Origin of the sequence: Photorhabdus hainanensis, from assembly GCF_018448965.1 — a bacterium.
GTDB classification, from domain to species: domain Bacteria; phylum Pseudomonadota; class Gammaproteobacteria; order Enterobacterales; family Enterobacteriaceae; genus Photorhabdus; species Photorhabdus akhurstii.
Window position 1 is genome coordinate 115,721 of the sequence record NZ_RCWD01000001.1, and the last position, 15,365, is coordinate 131,085.

Sequence of the window (15,365 nt, forward strand, 5' to 3'; positions counted from 1 at the left end):
CAGTATCAAGCGGTGCACTGCCGTACAGGCAGCTTAGAAAAAGGGGACAGTAATAATATCAGTACGCTCGCTGTGCACTGCCGTACAGGCAGCTTAGAAATTATGAGTGAGGTTTTGCATGCAAAAAATTGGGTGCACTGCCGTACAGGCAGCTTAGAAAAAAGTGATTTTTGGGGCGTGGTTAGCAGAGTCGTGCACTGCCGTACAGGCAGCTTAGAAAAATAGCCCCCATCTTTTTAGCAAATGGCCCATGTGCACTGCCGTACAGGCAGCTTAAAAATAGAAAGTTTTCTTCTTCTTTAAACTATCGAGTGTGCTGCTACACAAATAGCTTAGAGCATAATCATTCCTGTTTAGGGAAGGTACTATGCTGTGAATTAGTAAAGAATTGTAAATTTTTTTGATTTACCTCTGTGATGTTTTACTTGTGTAAAATTTATGCATAATATTTACCATAAATGAAATTAATTAGTTAGGTAATTCTACATTATGGATAACAACTTTTCTCCTAGTGACCTTAAAACTATTTTGCATTCCAAACGCTCGAATATTTATTACCTGCAATATTGTCGAGTATTAGTGAATGGTGGCCGTGTTGAGTATGTCACTGATGAAGGAAAGCAGTCCCTGTATTGGAATATCCCAATTGCAAATACTACCGTTATCATGTTGGGAACGGGTACTTCTATTACTCAGGCAGCAATGCGTGAATTCGCTAAGGCGGGTGTTTTAGTTGGTTTTTGTGGTGGTGGAGGTACACCGCTATTTGCGGCTAATGAGGTTGAAGTTGATGTATCTTGGCTGACGCCACAAAGTGAATATCGCCCTACGGAGTATTTACAAGATTGGGTGAGTTTCTGGTTTGATGACGAAAAACGATTAGCGGCAGCGATTGCTTTTCAAAAAATTCGTATTGCACAAATTCGTGAACATTGGCTAAGTAGTCGGATGTTGCGAGATAACTCTTTTATGCTTAATCGTGAGAGTTTATTGTCATTACTCACACGTTATGAGCAGAATCTTGCAAATTGTCGTGATAATAAAGATTTATTGGCTCAAGAAGCTGTGATGACTAAAGCGTTATACAAACTGGCGGCAAATGCAGTGAGTTACGGCGACTTTGTTCGGGCAAAACGCGGCGGTGGTGTCGATTTAGCAAACCGTTTTCTTGATCATGGTAATTATCTGGCTTATGGATTAGCCGCTGTTGCAACTTGGGTCATTGGTTTACCACATGGTCTGGCGGTGTTGCATGGTAAAACCCGTCGTGGTGGTTTGGTTTTTGATGTTGCTGATCTGATTAAAGATGCGTTGGTATTGCCACAAGCATTTATTGCCGCAATGGCTGGAGAAGATGAACAGGAATTTCGCCAACGCTGTATTAGTGGGTTTCAAAAAGCTGAGGCATTGGACACTATGATTGATGCCTTGCAAACAACGGCTCAACAACTGAGTCAGGTGGCACGATGAATATTCTTTTAGTCTCTCAATGCAACAAACGCGCGCTAACAGAAACCCGCCGAATTTTAGATCAATTTGCTGAACGTAAAGGTGATAGAACTTGGCAAACGGCTATCACACTGGAAGGTTTAAATACTTTGCGTAAGCTATTGCGTAAAACGGCACGTCGTAATACGGCGGTTGCTTGCCATTGGATAAAAAGTGGCGGCCAAACTGAGCTGTTATGGATAGTCGGGAATTTGCGACGCTTTAACTCTCGGGGAGTTGTACCTACAAATACAACACAACGTGATGTGTTGAAAAGTCAGGATGAAAATCACTGGCATAGTGTAGAAGCTATAAGCTTATTGGCGGCGGTTGCTGGGTTATTTCATGATTTTGGTAAAGCTAATGCGTTGTTCCAGCAAGGTTTACGAGGAGATGGGCGGTTTCAACCATATCGACATGAATGGGTATCTCTGCGGTTATTTCGGGCATTTGTTGATAATCAAAATGATAAGGAGTGGTTGACTTCGTTAAGTCAGATTGAGCCTAGTGATGAGGATAAGATTCTTTCCTGTTTGGTTAAGGATGGTATTGCTAAAAAATATACGAACCCTTTTACTGATTTACCGCCATTGGCAACCACTGTTGCTTGGCTAATCCTCTCTCATCATCGTCTTCCTATTTATCCTTCCTATCACCGTAATTATTCAAACGAGCCACAACTGGAATATATTGATAATTGGTTGACGAAGCAGTTAGAACCGTCATGGAACTCAGTCAACATGGATAATAAGGACTGGAGTAATCAGGATAAACGTGATGTCTGGACATTCCCAAATGGTACACCTATCCGCAGTCAGACTTGGCGTCAGAAAGCACAAAAATTTGCGCGAAGAGCGCTGCAATCAACGTCATTATCGCAATATGGCAATCTGAATCAGCGTTTCACCAGTCATATGTCTCGACTGGTTTTAATGCTGGCCGATCATCATTATTCATCGTTGCCTGCAACTTTGGGTTGGCAGGATGTCAACTATGATGTGTTTGCCAATACTGATAGAACCACTGGTAAGTGCAAGCAGCGATTAGATGAACACAATATTGGTGTTGGGCAGAATGCTTTACTACTAGGGAGAAGTTTGCCGCATATCCGCAAAACGCTACCTGCGATTACTCGCCACAAAGGATTTAAACAACGTAGTAAAGATGAAAAATACCGTTGGCAGGATCAGGCGTTCGATGTTGCATGTGCTTTACGTGAACGTTCAGTAGAACAGGGTTTTTTTGGCATTAATATGGCTTCTACTGGTTGTGGTAAAACTTTTGCTAATGCACGCATCCTGTATGGATTAGCTGATGAAAAACAAGGATGCCGTTTCTCCATTGCTTTGGGGTTAAGAACGTTAACGTTACAAACCGGTGATGCATTACGTAAAAGGTTGCATTTGGAAGAAGACGATCTGGCGGTGCTTATTGGTTCTCAGGCAGTGAAAGAATTACATCAACTCCGCCAAAAGGCGCTTGGGCCTGATGTGGGTAGTATATCCGCGGAAGAGTTATTTGCTGAACACCAGTATGTTAGTTATGACGGTAGCTTAGATGATGGGCGTCTGAGTCATTGGTTACGTAAAGATAATAAACTTAATCAATTGCTTAGCGCACCTGTGCTGGTGACAACCATCGACCATTTAATTCCCGCCACTGAGGGTATTCGTGGTGGAAAGCAAATTGCACCCATGCTGAGGTTACTCACTTCTGATTTGGTGTTGGATGAGCCGGATGATTTTGATATTAACGACTTGCCTGCTTTATGTAGGTTAGTGAACTGGGCAGGGTTATTAGGTTCGCGGGTATTGTTTTCATCGGCCACATTACCTCCTGCGTTGATTCAGACATTGTTCAATGCTTATCGGGCTGGACGTCAAGATTATCAATTAGCATGTGGTCAACCAGGTGCCCCGGTGAATATCTGTTGTGCTTGGTTTGATGAATATAATGTGGCGCAACTGGATGTTACTAACGCGCAGCAATTCCGGGATCAGCATATAGCTTTTGTTGATAAGCGCTTTGTCCGGCTAGAAAATATGGTCCCCTTGCGTAAAGCAGAGTTGGTACCGGTTGAGCTCAAAAGCCATCAAATTGAATATGTGCTTACGGCTTTGGCAGAAACTATGCATAAATCCATGCAGAAACTGCATGAGAACCATCACCAAATTCATTCATCGGGTAAGACTGTTTCTATTGGTTTAATCCGTATGGCAAACATCAATCCACTAGTTGCCGTCGCACAGCAGTTATTGCAGATACCATCTCCTGAAAATGTGCGCATCCATTATTGTGTCTATCACAGTCAGCATCCTTTGGCGATACGCTCTCATCTTGAACATCGGCTGGATTCAACGTTAACACGATACGATGAAGAATCGTTGTGGCAGGTGGAGGAAATTCGCAAAGCATTAGAAGAGACACCGGAAAGGCATCATATTTTTGTGGCAATAGCAACCTCTGTAGCTGAAGTAGGAAGGGATCATGATTACGACTGGTCCATTGCTGAACCCAGTTCAATGCGTTCTCTGATACAACTTGCCGGTCGTATTCAACGTCATAGGCAAAAAACACCACTCTTACCAAATCTACATATTTTGGCGAAAAACTATAAAGCTCTTAGAGATAGTAAACTGAGAAATCCGGCTTATTGTCGTCCGGGGTTTGAGTCAACAAATTATCGCCTTGCCAGCCATGATTTACATGAGTTACTAGAGCCTTATCAATATGAGCTAGTCAGTGCTTTGCCAAGAATAAAGGAACGTGATCAAGCTGAGGATAGTTCACCTTTTAGAAATTTGGTTGATCTTGAACATCAACGTTTGTGGGAGGAGCTTCAAGGTGATCCTGAAAATGAATACCGTTACTGTGCTGCTTTTTGGTGGCGCAAACAGGCTTCATGGTGTGCGGAATTGCAGCGCCGTAAGCCGTTTCGCCAGTCTGAGCCCGATGAATTACATTATCTGTGGCTTGAAGAAGAGGGTGAAAAAGTGAAGTTTATGGCACCAGACAGTGGCTTGGCAGGGATCAAAGAAAGTGGGGCGTTTGACTATGTACTCGAATTGGAGTTTGCATCGAGAGTAAGTATCTGGATTGAACTTGATACTGAGACAATTTACCAGAACTTGGCTGATACTTATGAAATGGAGTTAAAGGACATTAGTCAGCATTTTGGTGAAATTTGTCTCAGGACAAAAAATGACGGAGATGCGTGGTGTTATCACCCGTTTTTAGGAGTGTTTAGTGTACTTAGTTAAGTGCATTATTGTAGGTTATGTCCTATGTTATTAATTGGCATGAATTTTGCTAAATGATTTTGTTTTTTAATATCCTATTTATATGTTCCTTTAAAAATTTATTTTTTAACAAAATTATTGACTTATCTATAGGATTATGTAATTAACAGTGGTGATCATTTCTTATTCAATTGTTCGTGTGGGGACATAACGATGAGCAGAGATAAGGTAGTAAAAATTTTGGTATGTGTTGTGTTCGTTGCTTGGCTAAATTGTGCAAATATCTCTCACAGCGGTTTGAGTATGATGAGAAGTCAAAAAGTGTGTATATTTTGTCGCTACGAAGGGAAGGCTTGTAAGATTGTTGACGATTTATAGAGTAGAGAGTGATAGCACCACCTAGGTGGTGCTGCTGCCTGTGCGGCAGTTAGATTTTATTTCCTTTAAGGGACATCAAAATATTTCTAAGCTGCCTGTACGGCAGTGTTGATATAATAAACGGTTAAGAGATTAAACTCTACATAAAATAACAGGTCATACTTTATAGCGAATGTTGTTACACATTCATTATCCTATTTAGATGTAATATATAATTAATTTTATTAATGTTATAATCTCTGAGATTATCATTGCATTATTTTGATATTCTTGTTTTATTATGTATAGCTAACTTCTACAAAAAACCAGAAACTGATAGAGTCCAGAAAAACACATAATTACCTTGTGCTTATAGAATAGAACCTTACAGGCCAAATATAGGTTGTGATTATTTTATTTATTGAATATAAGACAGAAAATAGTATGTTCAATTAAGGCCATAATAACTGCTTCTGTCCGAGTTAGTGCATGGACTTGAGGAGAGAGCACCCAAATAGTCGTTTTGATAAAGTGGATAACAGTCTATGAATGAAAGTGGATTAAATCGATTTATTATCGGTTATATTAACAGCCGTAAGCAGCTAAAGTTTGAGGTTTTTAATAAAGAGGCCGAAAGAAAACTTGCAAAGCTAACCTCAGAAGAGGATATCGTAGTTGCCCAACGAGAGATTTCTGAACAACTCAAGGAATTGGAAGAGCGTTATGAAGTTAGAAATTGGCTGGATGATGCTGCAAATCGAGCAAAGCAAATCAATCTGGTAACACATGTCCTGAAATTTACGCATAGTGACGCAAAAGGCAGTAATATTTTTGCAGAATTAGTAAGTGGAAAAGAAAATATTGAATATCTTTCTACTACCACGTTGAATAAATTTGTAACTGATGCATCGGGAAACGCCGCATCACTCGACGTTGCGAAATTATTACAGACAGAGTGCCAAGGTGATTCATTAGCAGCATCTTTGAATAGGGGAGATTATTCAGTATTCGCTGAATTGGCTGAAAACGAACAACAGCTTGAGCGATGGATTAATGGATTTCGACAAGCTTTATCAGATGAAACACTTTCTTCACATAAGTTGGCAAAACAGCTTTATTTTCCCGTCAATCCCAGTGAGTATCATTTATTAAGCCCGCTCTTTTCTTCATCGTTGGCAAATGTTGTGCATCAGCGTATTACCGAAGTCCGTTTTGGTAAGTCGTCTAAAGAAATTAATAAGGCAAGAAGAGAGAAGTATTGGCATTCTGAGACTAGTGTGAGCTATCCTAATACTGCCATACAAAATATGGGTGGTACTAAACCTCAAAATATTTCTTACCTTAATAGTGTATGGGGAGGACGTGTTTGGCTGCTGCCTTGCTCTGCTCCTGAATGGAAAGGTATCATTAAGCTCCCGAAGCAGTGCAGGTCTATTTTTGATCAAGCTAGTCAGTTTGTTTTATTAGCCCGTAATGTTGTTCGAAATATGCAACGATATTTGTTGAGTGTACGGAAATATGAAAAGGCGCTAAAGATTTCGCAGCGGCGTCAGGAATATTTCGATGAAATTATTGATATTTTATTTAACTATGTTGCTAACGTACAGGATCAGGTTGAGCTCAAAGGCTGGAGTGCCAGTAATGATTGTGAGTTAAGACGTGCTCAACAGCTTTGGCTTGATCCTTATCGTTGCCAACTGGATAAAGAATTCCGATTTGAACGCGAAAGTGGTGGTTGGAAAAAAGAGGTCGCCGGAGATTTTAGTTACTGGTTAAATCAGGAACTAAGTCATAAGTGGTTGAAAATGGGATTTGCTGAACGTCGTGAATGGGAATATTTATTTAAAAAACGGTTACGTGAATTTGAGGATGAATTGCCAGAGGTACCGTTATGAGTTATTTGATTGTTTTGCGCCATATTAAAGTAGAAAATGCGAATGCAGTTGCAGGTTTAACCTATGGTTTTCCGGCAATTACCCATTTTCTTGGCTTTACTCATGCGCTTTCACGTAAGTTACAACAAAGTCACAATTTAATATTGGAAAATTGTGGCGTTATTTGTCATAACCACCAATTGCACGCTCATCAGTCTGATCCGATTAGGGATAAAGTCTTTGCTTTAACTCGTAATCCATTAACCAGAGAAGAAAAGACAGCTTCTTTTAATGAAGAAGGTCGTATGCATATGACAGTTTCTTTATTAATAGAATGTTCTGGTGAAATTGCTGGCGATACAGAAGCTAACGAATTGGAACAATATTTACTGGAGATATGTCCAACTCAGCGACTAGCGGGTGGTACAATCACTGAAATTACTAAAGTCAATGTTATTGCTTTTCCTCAGGAAAAACTGGCAACCCGTAAGTTAATGCGGCGTTTATTACCGGGTTTTGCCTTGCTAGATCGCTCTGAATTGTTAGCTAAACACTACGAAGAATTAAAACAAGATAATCCTCAAGCAGAGATGATTGACGCCTGGCTTGATTTTTCTACTATTAAAATGCGGGCAATTCCTACTCAGGATGATAAGCAACCTGAAATTGGTGATCCTGCATATTGGGAATATATCCCCAAACCTGCTTCGGGATATTTAGTCCCCTTGATGACGGGTTATCAAGCGATATCACCATTATATTCCGCCGGGAAAGTAGATAAAACTCGTGATCCTAATACTCCATTTCGTTTTGTTGAAGCAATCTATGGGGTAGGTGAATGGAAAAGCCCGCACCGTATTGATGATATTCGCCAGTTACTCTGGTGTTATGACTATCAAGAGGGAGAGGGTATATACAGGTGTTGTAATCAACAGTCTGTTTCCCGTCAATCCAAACCCAATAAGAAAGTAAGAATAATCGACTGATTAATTTAAAGAAGGATATCTACATGTCTAAATCAACTATTAAAACAGCTTCTGTACTGGCATTTGAACGTAAACTTTCTAACTCTGATGCTTTAATGTTTGCTGGAAATTGGGAGCATTGGGAGAAAGCGGAAGAGTGGCAACCTATTGCTATTCAGGAAAAAGCTGTCCGGGGGACGATTTCCAACCGCTTGAAAAACGCATTAACCAGCGATCCAGCTAAATTGGATGCGGAGATTCAAAAAGCAAACCTGCAACGTGTCGATGTTGCCGCATTGCCTTTTGATGCTGATACCTTAAAAGTTAGTTTTACATTACGGGTCTTAGGCAATCTTTCAATACCATCAGTATGTAATGATCAGGATTATCAAGCTGAATTGGCAAACGTGATCAACGGTTATATCTCTGAACATGGTTTCAAAACACTTGCAGCACGTTATGCAGAAAACTTGGCTAATGGACGGTTTTTGTGGCGTAACCGAGTTGGAGCAGAAGAAATTAAGGTTCGCGTAAGTGGTAAGAGTGGCAAATGGTGGGAGTTTGACTGCGAAAATTTCAGCTTACGTGAATTTGGTAAGGTAGACGGTGATTTAGCTGAACTTGCTGCCGAAATTGAAGAAGGATTGGCAGGCGATAGATCAACATTATTCAATGTTGAGGCTTTTGTTCGTTTAGGTCATGGGCAGGAAATTTTCCCTTCTCAAGAGTTGGTTCTCGATAGTAACAGTAAAAAAAGCAAAGTGTTGTATCAAGTCAATGAGATCGCTGCACTTCATTCGCAAAAAGTGGGTAATGCGCTCCGCACTATTGACACGTGGTACCCAGACGCTACGGAATTGGGTCTTGGCCCAATAGCGGTTGAACCCTATGGTTCTGTCACCAGTCGTGGTAAGGCTTATCGTCAGCCTAAAGTAAAAATGGATTTTTATACTTTGTTAGATAACTGGGTCACGAAAGGAAAAGCGCCAGAAGTAGAGCAACAACACTATGTTATGGCGACGCTAATTCGTGGCGGTGTTTTTGGTGAAAAAGGTGAATAAGGGGACACAATGGATTATTACTTTGAAATCCGCGTTCTTCCCGATCCTGAATTTAGCCAGCAAAGTCTGATGGAAGCGTTATTTGCTAAACTGCATCGGGCATTAGGGCAAGTAGGTAACGGACGTATTGGAGTCAGTTTTCCGTGTGCGAGAAAAACACTGGGGGATACGCTGAGAATTCACGGTTTAAGCGAAGCATTGAATGACTTGCAGTCTTTATCTTGGTTAAAAGGACTTCGGGACTACACTGAAATGACTGATATTCAGCCAATTCCCCAAGAAACTAAGTACTGTTGTGTCAGCCGAGTGCAGGTTAAAAGCAGCGTGGAGCGGCTTCGTCGTCGTTCAATTAAAAAAGGGTGGTTAACGGAGGAACAAGCCTTACAACGCATTTCTATCAGCAAGGAACAACGTACTCATTTACCGTTTCTGTACCTTAAGAGCTTGTCATCAGGACAAAGTTTTCTGTTGTTTATCAAACAAGGGCCAATACAAGACAAACCAACTCCGGGAGTTTTTAGTTCGTATGGATTAAGTTCATCAGCTACCATCCCTTGGTTTTGACCCTTTTTTAGCGGCTAATTATAACTTATTGATTTATTTAAGATATTAGCCGCTGCTAATAAAAAGGGTTTTTCTGCTTTTTATCATTATGTTCTTTAATAATCAGTAAATTAAAGGTAGTATCTAACAGTTCACTGCCGCACAGGCAGCTTAGAAAACCAGCAAAACCGACACCAATAGGTACATTGGGTTCACTGCCGCACAGGCAGCTTAGAAAGTGTAATTTTGCAAATTCTGACTGATTCATTTGTTCACTGCCGCACAGGCAGCTTAGAAAATTAACTGTGATCATTTTTATTGAATCGGCTGGTTCACTGCCGCACAGGCAGCTTAGAAAATCCCCAGTAATGTTTTTCTTGCTTGAACGATGTTCACTGCCGCACAGGCAGCTTAGAAATTGGCTACTTCTTGATACTCGAAGTAGTCCTCGTTCACTGCCGCACAGGCAGCTTAGAAAAATCACATTCAAGCGCATCATCTCGTTCCGTGGTTCACTGCCGCACAGGCAGCTTAGAAAACTTTAATTAATATCGTTTGGGCAGGAGCAACGTTCACTGCCGCACAGGCAGCTTAGAAACTCGTCAAAATGCTCAGTATAATAACTAACATGTTCACTGCCGCACAGGCAGCTTAGAAAAGATGAAACTCTATTGTCTATTGCTATGGAAAGTTCACTGCCGTACAGGCAGCTTAGAAAATATGCTGTACTGAGTTTAACAACAGGACTTCGTTCACTGCCGCACAGGCAGCAGCGCACTCAGTTAAGTGCGCTAAAAAAGGTGATATTCTTACATTCCTTAATTCTTATGCTTCTGAGCATATTCTTCACTATTAACCCATTGGTGGTCTTTTTCCCAGGTAAATAGCCACTTGCGGGTTGGTCCGGCCATTACGTTGAGATAATAGTTGTCGTAACCGGCAATGGTTGCCACTGGGTGGTAGCCTTTGGGCACCATGACCACATCCTTGTTGTAAACAGCCATTGATTCATCTAGTTCACGGTCATCGGTATAGACGCGTTGCATGCAGAACCCTTGAGATGGGTTCAAACGATGGTAATAGGTTTCTTCCAAATAGGTTTCCTGTGGCGCATTGTCGGTATCGTGTTTATGGCTAGGGTAGGAGCTGGTACAGCCTTCACTGGTAAAGACTTCAACCACCAACAAGCTATTAGCAGGTTTATTATCCGGTAGGATGTTGTGAACATAGCGTCGGTTGTAGCCATTGCCACGTTGTTCTGCGTCAATATCCTGTGGCGTAATCAGTCGAGTCGGGTAGCTTCCTTTACCCGGCGCTTGGCATACCGCAAGTTCAAGAGCGGTATCGGCAATAATTTCAACAGATTCCCCCGCAGTGATGTAAACGGCATAAGGTTTTTTGCGTTCAAATGGCTGCATGCGATCGCCAATATGCTCAAACCGTTGATGTGGCGTAGTCACTGTGGCTTTGCCTGCCACCAAAACCAGACAGGTTTCATTTTCTGATGCGGGTAAGGTGATTTTTTCACCCGAAGCCAATTCATAAACATCGAAGTGGACATACTTCCAGTTTGCTGATTCCGGCGTGATATGTTGAGTTCGTTTGTTTTGATCCGGTGGATGATATTTTGATAATAATTTTGACATATTATCTACCCTCAGTACTATTTTTGCATGAATCAGGTTGTGATTAATTAAAACAATCCGGCATCTCTGGCAAATTTGCGTAAATTGTTATAACCCATCGTTGCGTAGGTGAATGGGTGAGCAATAGCGGGATCTTGTTCTGCTTCAACTACCAGCCAGCCTTGATAATTCTGTTTTTTCAACACTTGGAAAATTGCCGGATAATCAACGCAACCATCTCCCGGTACTGTGAATACACCGCTCAGCACCGCATCAAGGAAGCTGGTTTTACGGTTTTTCACATCGTTAAGTACATCAGGGCGGATGTCTTTACAGTGAACATGATTAATGCGTTTTGCCCAGCGTTCTGCGATAGCTAGTGGATCAGCGCCAGAAAAGGTTAAATGACCGGTATCCAGCAACAATCCAACTTCATCTCCGGTATTTTCCATTAGATGATCAACATCTTTCTCAGTTTCGATGACAGTTCCCATATGGTGGTGATAAGCAATCTGAACACCTTGTTTTTGGGTGTAGCGGGCAAATTCAGTCAATTTTTCACCATATTCTTGCCAGCGGTTAGCTGGAAATTGAGGGCGAAGATGGACTGGTTTATTTTGATCGCCGTGAATGCAGTTTGTCACTTCCGCAAAGACTATGACATTAGCTCCCAGTTCGCGTAGCAGGGTCAGGTGAGATTGTACCGCTTTAATCTCTTCCGCTACTGAACGGGTGAGTAATTCGCCAGAGTACCAGCCGGATACCAGCATGAGATCGTGGGCGGCAAGAATGGGACCTAATACGTTGGCCTGACGAGGGAATTTATTGCCCAATTCAAAACCAGTAAAACCTGCCTGTCGGCCTTCTGTTAAGCAGGTTTCTAGTGGTGTGTCCGCGCCGAGAGTGGGTAAGTCATCATTAGTCCAGGTCAGAGGGTTGATACCAAGTTGAACAGCCATGATGGTGCTCCTACTAATTGAATAAAATAATTTTATTATGTTGCTATCCGCGCTGACGCCATAGGCTAATCAGGTTGTGATAGTTGGTTTTTATTTTCTGGATCAAGCGGTTATCATCAATTTCATTTTTTAGCCATTTTAGGGATGGTTGACCAAATAGGGTTCTTCCGACAGCAAAACCTTTGACGATAGATTTGCCGGCTGCGGCATTAAAACCCATTTCCAGCTCTTCTTGTGAAGCGTCAAGACCAAGAATAACGACGCCACGGCAATAGGGGTCTCGTTGCTGGATGAGATAGTTAATGTTGTCCCAACTTTCAGAACTGAGAGGTGGGAGTTTCCACCAATCCGGTTTAACGCCAAGGTTATAAAAGCGTCTAAGTGCGCGAATATAGAACTCATCTGAGTGTTTCATTTCCGCAGGTAGAATCACTTCCAGTAAAAGTTCGTGACCAGATTTACAACATGCGGCATAAATTTCCCGAACTTTTTTCTCTTGTTCCAGACGGAGTGGGTGAGCGTCTTCTGGATGGAAAAACACCAGACATTTGACGATGTGTTCAAGCGGCCAGTCAATAAGTTGGGAACCGATGTTGCCATGTTCCAGACAAAGCGGGCGAGAGCCAGGTAGCTCAATTGGGCGGCCTATCCACCAACCTTGACCGGTAATTTCGTTTAAAACATCCTGACCAAAAGTGCTGTCACATAACAGGCCTATTTTTCCTTGTAATCCTGCTTCTGTGGCAACTTCTCGGCTGGCGCGCAATAGAAGTTGTTTTAATGATGAAATACGCTTGATACTGGCATTCGCTTGTCGGGCTAATTCGATAAATTGAATACGATGATCAAAGGCCATTACGCACAGTTCGTCCCATTGATTTTTACGGGCGCTGATACGGTGGAGGTGGTTAAGTGTTTCATCCAAATCAGGGCGTAGGATTTGATTGGCGCGTGATAGATAGTTATCAAGCTCTGTTTTATCTGGCATTGCCGGGGCGCACCCATGACGAGAAACAACTAATGCGCCACAAGCATTAGCGTAAGTACAGGCTTTTTCCCAACCTTCGTTATTAAGATAGCCGCGTAATAAGCCGGACATAAAAGCATCCCCTGCACCGAGTATGTTAAGCACATCGACACGAACACCCTGTATGGTAATGCCATCATCCAAATTATCAGGGATTTCAGCGGTAAAAACAGAGCATCCCAGTGATCCTCGTTTGCAAACCAATGCAGCAGACGTGAGTTTACGAATGTTGCGTAGTGCTTCGATGGTATTTGTGGAACCACCGGCAATATGGAACTCTTCTTCTGTGCCGACAATGAGATCAAATAGCGATAATACTTCCTGTAACTGAGCTGTTACCTGTTCCGATGCGATATAACGTGTTTCACCGTCTCCCAGAGAAGTTAATCCCCAAAGTACCGGGCGATAATCAATATCCATGACTGTTTTCACACGGTTGCGGCGGGCGTAGTTGAGGGCCGTCAGCACCGCATCGCGAGTGTTAGGATGAGAAAGATGTGTTCCGGTGATTGCCAGACAACGGGCTGATGCAATGTATTCTTCACTGAAATCGTCACGGGTAATTGCCATATCAGCGCAGTTATCACGATAGAAGATCAAGGGAAACGTTGTTTTATCTTTGATTCCTAGCAGCACCAGTGCCGTAAGGCGTTCTTTATCAATAGTTAGATGGCTGGTATCACAGCCAACACTTTGTAACTCTTCCCTAAGGAAACGTCCCATATGCTCATCACCGACTCTGGCTAGCATGGAGGATTTAAGCCCCTGGCGAGCGGCGCCATAGGCAACATTACCGGAAGAACCGCCAAGATATTTTGCAAAACTTCCCATGTCTTCCAGACGTGCTCCGATTTGTTGGCCGTAAAGGTCAACGGCGATTCGTCCCATGCAAATAACATCAAATTTTTTTTGCTGCTCCATTGAACCATTCCTTATTAAGTACAACATCAAGTGTTGCTATGATTAGCTCCGACAGTGGAGTGTTGATAAGAAGAGTTAATTAATTTCAGTGACATTCACCCAACGTTGCTCTTGATAAGAACGAGCAATGGCATCCAGAATACGTGAGACTTTCCATCCTTCGGTGAAATCTGGCCATATCTCTTTATTGCTGGCGATGCCATTGATCAAATCTCTGATTTCCACTGTTTTTTGATCATTGAAGCCGATGCCGTGACCAGCGCCGTGACAGAATGGCGCATAGTCAGGATGTTCCGGTCCAATAAGAATGGTTTTAAAGCCTTGGCGGTTTGCCGGTTCATCGTGACGGTAAAGTTTTAGTTCGGCCATTCTTTCTTGTGTGAAGCTCAAAGCACCTTTTGTTCCTGTAATGGTGTAGCTCAAACCCATTTTGCGGCCGCAGGCAATACGGGAGGTTTCAATAATACCCATTGCCCCGCTGTTGAAACGTACCATAGCATGTGCTTGATCTTCGTTTTCTACCGCAACCATAATGCTAGAGCCGGTTTTTTCCGGGCGTTGTTTGATGACAGTGGCCATGTCTGCGCAAACAGTTTCGATATCACCAATCAGGTACTGCGCCATATTGATGATATGAGCAGCAAGATCCCCTAATGCACCTAATCCAGCTTTATCTTTGAAACAGTGCCAATGAATAGGGGTGAATGGATCAGCCATATAATCTTCGTTATGAGTGCCGTAGAAGTGAATGACTTCACCAATTTCACCATTTGAAATGATCTCTTTAGCCAGTTGTGCGGTGGGGTTTTTCATGTAGTTAAAACCGACTAATGTTTTCACGCCGGCTTTTTTGGCGGCTTCGGCCATTAATTGTGCATCAGTTGAGTTTAGTGCCAGTGGTTTTTCACAATAAACATGCTTGCCATGTTTGATTGCTTCGAGAGCCATCTCTTTATGAAGGAAATTTGGTGAGCAGATATCAACAACATGAATATCGGGATCTGATACTAATTTGCGCCAATTGTCAGTAAAGCGCCGGAAACCTAATTGTTCAGACCGTTTTGCGGCGAGTTCAGAAGAAACTTCCGCTACCATTTCACAAACTAGTTTGCCTGCCAGAGGGAAAACAGTAGGTGCTTGTGCGTAAGCAATGGCATGGGTGCGTCCGATGTAACCAGTACCGATTAGGCCGATACGAATCTCTTCCATATAGCTGTTTCTCCAAATAGAAGCGGATAGGTCGTTTGTTGTTGCAGTCAATTTTTTAGTGTTTGCCAGTTAGCTTTGGTTGTTGTCGTACATCTGT

General features: G+C 42.3%; 10 protein-coding genes and 2 CRISPR repeat arrays (1 of these 12 cut by a window edge). Of the genes, 6 read left to right on the forward strand and 4 right to left on the reverse strand.

Annotated elements, in window-relative coordinates; genetic code table 11:
- Nucleotides 1-280: direct repeats of the CRISPR family, unit length 28 nt; unit sequence GTGCACTGCCGTACAGGCAGCTTAGAAA; it begins 1,007 nt to the left of the window's first position.
- A gap of 209 nt (nt 281-489) precedes the next feature.
- The 6 genes from cas1f (at nt 490) to cas6f (ending at nt 9,548) form a co-directional block, all read left to right on the forward strand.
- A complete protein-coding gene (gene cas1f / locus EAE92_RS00570) occupies nt 490-1,470 on the forward strand; it encodes a type I-F CRISPR-associated endonuclease Cas1f (RefSeq protein ID WP_214066664.1) in 981 nt (326 codons plus the stop codon).
- Nucleotides 1,467-4,748, forward strand: coding sequence for a type I-F CRISPR-associated helicase Cas3f (gene cas3f, locus EAE92_RS00575; RefSeq protein ID WP_214066665.1), 3,282 nt, complete (start codon nt 1,467-1,469; stop codon nt 4,746-4,748). Before cas1f ends, cas3f begins: the two co-directional genes overlap by 4 nt.
- A gap of 881 nt (nt 4,749-5,629) precedes the next feature.
- A complete protein-coding gene (gene csy1 / locus EAE92_RS00580) occupies nt 5,630-6,979 on the forward strand; it encodes a type I-F CRISPR-associated protein Csy1 (RefSeq protein WP_214066666.1) in 1,350 nt (449 codons plus the stop codon).
- Nucleotides 6,976-7,944, forward strand: coding sequence for a type I-F CRISPR-associated protein Csy2 (gene csy2, locus EAE92_RS00585; RefSeq protein WP_214066667.1), 969 nt, complete (start codon nt 6,976-6,978; stop codon nt 7,942-7,944). Before csy1 ends, csy2 begins: the two co-directional genes overlap by 4 nt.
- A 23-nt stretch (nt 7,945-7,967) precedes the next feature.
- On the forward strand, nt 7,968-8,984 hold the full coding sequence (gene csy3 / locus EAE92_RS00590) for a type I-F CRISPR-associated protein Csy3 (protein ID WP_214066668.1): 1,017 nt from the start codon (nt 7,968-7,970) through the stop codon (nt 8,982-8,984).
- A gap of 9 nt (nt 8,985-8,993) precedes the next feature.
- Entirely contained in the window at nt 8,994-9,548 is a 555-nt protein-coding gene (cas6f, locus tag EAE92_RS00595; RefSeq protein WP_214066669.1) for a type I-F CRISPR-associated endoribonuclease Cas6/Csy4, read from the forward strand.
- A gap of 129 nt (nt 9,549-9,677) precedes the next feature.
- Nucleotides 9,678-10,305: a CRISPR direct-repeat array (repeat unit 28 nt; unit sequence GTTCACTGCCGCACAGGCAGCTTAGAAA).
- A 40-nt stretch (nt 10,306-10,345) separates the two neighbouring features.
- Here the strand turns inward: cas6f and iolB are convergent.
- The 4 genes from iolB to EAE92_RS00615 form a co-directional block, all read right to left on the reverse strand.
- A complete protein-coding gene (gene iolB / locus EAE92_RS00600; RefSeq protein ID WP_214066670.1) occupies nt 10,346-11,173 on the reverse strand; it encodes a 5-deoxy-glucuronate isomerase in 828 nt (275 codons plus the stop codon).
- A 47-nt stretch (nt 11,174-11,220) separates the two neighbouring features.
- Nucleotides 11,221-12,111 (reverse strand): myo-inosose-2 dehydratase, encoded by an 891-nt coding sequence (iolE, locus tag EAE92_RS00605; RefSeq protein WP_214066671.1) that lies wholly within the window; start codon nt 12,109-12,111, stop codon nt 11,221-11,223.
- A 43-nt stretch (nt 12,112-12,154) separates the two neighbouring features.
- Nucleotides 12,155-14,059, reverse strand: coding sequence for a bifunctional 5-dehydro-2-deoxygluconokinase/5-dehydro-2-deoxyphosphogluconate aldolase (locus tag EAE92_RS00610; RefSeq protein ID WP_214066672.1), 1,905 nt, complete (start codon nt 14,057-14,059; stop codon nt 12,155-12,157).
- Between the two features lie 75 nt (nt 14,060-14,134).
- Nucleotides 14,135-15,268, reverse strand: coding sequence for a Gfo/Idh/MocA family protein (locus EAE92_RS00615; protein ID WP_214066673.1), 1,134 nt, complete (start codon nt 15,266-15,268; stop codon nt 14,135-14,137).
- Nucleotides 15,269-15,365 lie beyond the last annotated feature (97 nt).

Excerpts from the sequence above, each read along its gene's own strand:
- csy2 (WP_214066667.1), top strand. The coding sequence starts at position 6,976 with ATGAGTTATTTGATTGTTTTGCGCCATATTAAAGTAGAAAATGCGAAT.
- EAE92_RS00610 (WP_214066672.1), bottom strand. The coding sequence starts at position 14,059 with ATGGAGCAGCAAAAAAAATTTGATGTTATTTGCATGGGACGAATCGCC.
- cas6f (WP_214066669.1), top strand. The coding sequence starts at position 8,994 with ATGGATTATTACTTTGAAATCCGCGTTCTTCCCGATCCTGAATTTAGC.
- EAE92_RS00615 (WP_214066673.1), bottom strand. The coding sequence starts at position 15,268 with ATGGAAGAGATTCGTATCGGCCTAATCGGTACTGGTTACATCGGACGC.
- cas1f (WP_214066664.1), top strand. The coding sequence starts at position 490 with ATGGATAACAACTTTTCTCCTAGTGACCTTAAAACTATTTTGCATTCC.
- iolE (WP_214066671.1), bottom strand. The coding sequence starts at position 12,111 with ATGGCTGTTCAACTTGGTATCAACCCTCTGACCTGGACTAATGATGAC.
- cas3f (WP_214066665.1), top strand. The coding sequence starts at position 1,467 with ATGAATATTCTTTTAGTCTCTCAATGCAACAAACGCGCGCTAACAGAA.
- csy3 (WP_214066668.1), top strand. The coding sequence starts at position 7,968 with ATGTCTAAATCAACTATTAAAACAGCTTCTGTACTGGCATTTGAACGT.
- csy1 (WP_214066666.1), top strand. The coding sequence starts at position 5,630 with ATGAATGAAAGTGGATTAAATCGATTTATTATCGGTTATATTAACAGC.
- iolB (WP_214066670.1), bottom strand. The coding sequence starts at position 11,173 with ATGTCAAAATTATTATCAAAATATCATCCACCGGATCAAAACAAACGA.